Here is a 4,444-nt window from a genome sequence, read left to right as displayed (position 1 = left end):
GCCTAACCTGTGCTGAGTCGCCGGGATTTGGCGGCCCGCCCGCGTGTTGAAATGCGCGAGCCCCTTCGCCTCCGCTCCCTATGCTGGTGCCATGCGTGTTGGTGTATTCGGTGCCACCGGTCAGGTCGGCGGGGTCATGCGGACCCTCCTCGCGGAGCGGGCCTTCCCCGTCGATGACATTCGCTTCTTCGCGTCCGCGCGGTCGGCGGGAACGCCGCTCCCGTGGGCGGACGGTGACGTTCTCGTCGAGGACACGGCTACCGCCGACTTCTCCGGGATCGACGTCGCGCTCTTCTCCAATGGCGGCTCCTCGTCGAAGGAGTTCGCCCCGAAGGTCGCTGCTGCCGGCGCCGTGGTCATCGACAACAGTTCGGCCTGGCGCAAGGACCCCGAGGTGCCGCTGGTGGTCAGCGAGGTCAACGCCGCCGACCTGCTGACCATCCCCAAGGGGATCGTCGCCAACCCCAATTGCACCACTATGGCTGCGATGCCGGTCCTGAAGCCGTTGCACGACAGGGCTTCTCTGGTCCGCTTGCACGTCTCGTCGTATCAGGCGGTGTCCGGCTCGGGCGGCAAGGGCGTCCAAGAGCTCGACCGTCAGCTGCGCGGCGGGTATGCCGCCGGCGACCCGATGGGCCTGGCCCTCGACGGTCGCGCCGTGGCTGTCCCCGATCCCCAGGTGTATGCCGTTCCCGTCGGCTTCAATGTCGTCCCGCTCGCCGGGTCCCTCGTCGACGACGGCTCCGGTGAGACCGACGAGGAGCAGAAGCTGCGGCACGAGTCGCGCAAGATCCTGCACATCCCGGGTCTGCGGGTCTCGGGCACCTGCGTGCGCGTGCCGGTCTTCAGCGGTCACTCCCTGGCCATCCACGCCGAGTTTGCCGACGACATCGCGCCCGATGAGGCGCTCGACCTGCTCAAGAACGCGCCAGGCGTCGTTGTCGTCGATGTGCCCAACCCTCTCGACGCGGCCGGCCGCGACGAGGTGTTCGTCGGCCGGGTCCGCGCCGACCAGGCGGCGCCGGAGGGCAAGGGCCTCAACCTTTTTGTGGTGGGTGACAACCTGCGCAAGGGCGCCGCGCTGAACGCGGTGCAGGTGGCCGAGGAGTGGCTCAAGCTCCAGTAACCGCGCTCGGCTGACGGGGGGCCGAGCCGGGTCACTCGGAAAGGTCGACAGTCGGCGACACGCCGTATGCCGATCCTCGCCATCGGCGTGTCACCACCACTCGACGTGCCGGGCCGGCGTTCCATTCCCGTGGCATCCGGCTCGAGTGCTGACACAGACGATGCCGCCCCCGAGTTGGGGAAGGCACCGGCGTGTATGGAATCAGGTACGGGCCATGATCCACATGAGCAACACGATGATCAGCAGCACGCCGACGATCGTCCAGATGAGTCCAGATCCACGCATGTCGAGCTCCTTTTCGTGGGGATCCCCTTGCCTTCAACGTAGGCGGGGGAACACAGCCGTGGGGGATTAGCGGTCACCAGGTTTCGCGGCCACTCACGTCCCCTCAGCGCCACCCGTCACAAGGCAAGCGTCGAGGTCGGAAGCTAGCGATCGGCGTGCCCGAGCACGCGGTCCTTGGCAACCGACGGATGGTCGAGCAGCCAGCGCACTGTGGCAACGGCTGGCCGACCGACCAGTCGGATCGTGGCGGCATCCCGAACCGGGTGGACCGGCAGCTCCAGCAGATCGCGCGCCCACGCCGGGAGGGTAGCGACGGCGGCGCTGACGAGCGCGGCATACGGGAGTTTGGCCGCCCGGGGGAGCGGCGTTTCGCTGCGCAAGAAGCGGCAGGCCGCCGCGGCGCCGGGGGTGAGGGCCAGTTCCCGACGGAATGCCTCGATCGTCGCCGTCAGATCGACAACCGACATGGGTGGGTCGACGACGCCGAGTTTCGTTGCCACGACGGCGGTTTGGGCGACATAGGTGTCTGCGTCGGCTGCGCTCAACGGGGCGCGTCCATACGCCTGATAGCAGGTCAGGAAGGTCTCGATCTCGGCGACGTGCACCCAGAGCAGCAAATGTGGGTCATTGGCGTCATACGTCCGGCCGTCGGCGGCGACGCCGTGCACCCGATCGTGGATCGCGCGGACGGCGGCAATGGACTGCTCGGCATTCGCGATCGTGCCGAAGGTCGTCATCGTGATGAAGCCTGACGTGTTCTGGACGCGCGTCCACGGGTCGGATTGATACGAGGAGTGCTGATCAACGCCGGCCATCGCGAGCGGGTGCAGACTCTGCAACAGCAGCGAGCGGATGCCGCCGACGAACATCGACGCGTCCGCGTGCACCCGCCAGATCGGATCCGCCGGGGTGAACCAGCGGGGCCCGCTCACTCCCCACACGCGGGCTGCGCGGGCATCGGGGTTGCTCCCCGCCACCTGGCTGCGCAGGGCGAGGGCCGCCCGGGCTCGCGCCACATCCACCGCGCCACGCTTTCGCTCCACCGGCATCGCCCGTTCCTACTTTCACTCCGGCTGCCCAGGCCGTGGACTTCGGCCGCTTCAAGCCTGTGCGGGATCAAGTTTCCCAGGTGCAGTGGCCAGACCGTGCCACTGGCCCCAGCCGGGCCACGCCACCCGCCCCCGAGGGTGGTCAGTGCGGCTACATTGACCGCCATGGCATCTGACGCTGACTTCCAGGCCGCCGTCGACGCGGTGTCCGCCCTGACCGACGACCCGGGCAATGACACCAAGCTGCGGCTCTACGCCCTCTATAAGCAGGCAACCGAGGGCGATGTGACCGGCTCACGCCCGGGCTTCACCAACTTTGTCGGCCGCGCCAAATATGACGCGTGGGCCCAGCTGCGCGGGCTCGACGCGGACGCCGCGAGCGATGAGTACGTCGAGTTGGTGAACTTCCTGACGCCGGATGAGTGACGGCGAGTCGCGCGCGATCGGTGCGCTCACGGCATACGGACTGCCGTATGCCGTCACCCGCCACGGGCGCGTCGGCTCGCTCGCGGAGGCCGCCGCCGCGCGCGGGGTGACACCCGCCGACATCATCAAGACGCTCGTGATCCGGCGTGCCGAGGGCGACTACGTTTTCGTCCTGGTCCCGGGCGATCGCGAGATCTCCTGGCCGAAGCTGCGCGCCCACCTCAGGGTGAACAGGCTGTCCATGCCCGATGCCGAAACGGCAAGGGCGGCAACGGGATACGAGCGTGGAACGATCACGCCTTTCGGCAGTGAGCATTCCTGGCCAGTGCTCGCGGACGTGACGATCACGGGTCGTCCGATCTCGATGGGCGCGGGCGCGCACGGCGTCGCCGTCACGGTTGACGCCGATGCCATGGTTGCGGCGCTCGGCGCCGAGCTGGCCGACGTCACCGATCCCGTCGCGCTCTGAAGCGCGCTCAGAGGTCGAGCCCGAGGTGGTGCCAGGTCTGGGTGATGGTCATGCCGACGCGCAGATAGAGCCCGAGTGCGCCGGTGCGGGAGTCCGTCGACAGATCGCTACGAATCGCTCCGCGCACCCGGCCGTTCTCGAAGGCATCGACGAGTAGTGCGCGCGCCAGGCCGAGCCCGCGCCGGTCGGCCCGGACCGCGATCTGGTCGACGTGCGCACAGTTCGCGACGTCAAGGATGGTGCAGGCCACCGCGACGGGAGTGCGGTCGCCGTCCACCGCGAAGCGGACCTGCCAGGGCTCGAAGCCGCGGCGACCGAGGATGCGAGGCTGCCAATCGGCATACGTCTGCGGGGTGCGATCCGGCCACTCGTTGAAGGCATCTTCGATCAGTCGGTAGGCGATGTCCTCGTCCCGCCCCGGCACGAAGGTGCGCAGCTCGTAGCCCGGCGGTAGCGACTGGGGCTCGATCGGGGTCGCGGCCGGCACTTCCAGCACCCAGGAGGTCCAGATCTCGCGATAGCCCCGCCCGCGCAGCAGCCGGTCGCCCCCGCCGCCGGCGAATCGTGATTGCCCGACAAGCGACCCGCCCTCGCGTCTCGCGAGATCCTCGGTCCACGCCGCGAGCCAGCTCCCGATGCCGCGATTGCCGTATGCCGTGTGCACCGCCCCGTCAGCACGTCGCGCCCCGAACACCTCGGCCGCGCCGGCGAGGCGCTCGCCGTCGAACACGCCAACGCTCTGGGTGCTCAGGTCGAAACTCGCTCGCTCCCAATCGGATTCGATGTCCTCGGGCTCGAGCATGAGTTCGCCGCAATCGGCCAACTCGGCGTCGGCGTAGACCGCAAAGGTCGCGTCCAGGTCGGCGGGTGTGAGCGGCCGGGAGGTGAGACCGGCGGGAAGTGGGGGAGCAGTCACGCCACCATCGTCACTCATCGAGGCCGCGGCGTCCCGCGAATTTCAGCATTGCCGTCCCGGACGCCGCCCCCTATCCCACGTCGAAAGGCCGGTTCAGCCCCGTCGAGTGCGAAGTTGTCCACAGGCGGTGGGGATGGATGCGCACTCGACGCCCCTGAACCGGCCTCTCGACG

The 4,444-nt window shown here is 68.8% G+C and carries 5 protein-coding genes; 3 read left to right on the top strand and 2 right to left on the bottom strand.

The window, feature by feature from the left end:
* Window positions 1-91 precede the first annotated feature (91 nt).
* A complete protein-coding gene (locus PKH97_RS01825) occupies window positions 92-1,126 on the top strand; it encodes an aspartate-semialdehyde dehydrogenase (protein ID WP_324385691.1) in 1,035 nt (344 codons plus the stop codon).
* Window positions 1,127-1,554: 428 nt separating this feature from the next.
* On the opposite strand, the gene PKH97_RS01820 is transcribed toward PKH97_RS01825, so the two are convergent.
* Entirely contained in the window at window positions 1,555-2,460 is a 906-nt protein-coding gene (locus PKH97_RS01820) for an oxygenase MpaB family protein (RefSeq protein WP_324385690.1), read from the bottom strand.
* A gap of 165 nt (window positions 2,461-2,625) precedes the next feature.
* Here PKH97_RS01820 and PKH97_RS01815 point away from each other — a divergent pair, with 165 nt between their 5' ends.
* Both PKH97_RS01815 and PKH97_RS01810 read left to right on the top strand, forming a co-directional pair.
* Window positions 2,626-2,886: an acyl-CoA-binding protein gene (locus PKH97_RS01815; RefSeq protein WP_324385689.1), complete on the top strand. Its 261-nt coding sequence runs from the start codon at window positions 2,626-2,628 to the stop codon at window positions 2,884-2,886.
* Window positions 2,879-3,355: a YbaK/EbsC family protein gene (locus PKH97_RS01810; RefSeq protein ID WP_324385688.1), complete on the top strand. Its 477-nt coding sequence runs from the start codon at window positions 2,879-2,881 to the stop codon at window positions 3,353-3,355. The genes PKH97_RS01815 and PKH97_RS01810 overlap by 8 nt, the downstream gene beginning before the upstream one ends.
* A gap of 7 nt (window positions 3,356-3,362) precedes the next feature.
* On the opposite strand, the gene PKH97_RS01805 is transcribed toward PKH97_RS01810, so the two are convergent.
* A complete protein-coding gene (locus PKH97_RS01805; protein ID WP_324385687.1) occupies window positions 3,363-4,271 on the bottom strand; it encodes a GNAT family N-acetyltransferase in 909 nt (302 codons plus the stop codon).
* Window positions 4,272-4,444 lie beyond the last annotated feature (173 nt).

The sequence above is a fragment of the Nostocoides sp. genome (assembly GCF_035343835.1).
Classification (GTDB): domain Bacteria; phylum Actinomycetota; class Actinomycetes; order Actinomycetales; family Dermatophilaceae; genus Nostocoides_A; species Nostocoides_A vanveenii.
Note: the sequence above shows the minus strand (reverse complement) of the source record. Positions and strands in the feature narration are given on the sequence as shown.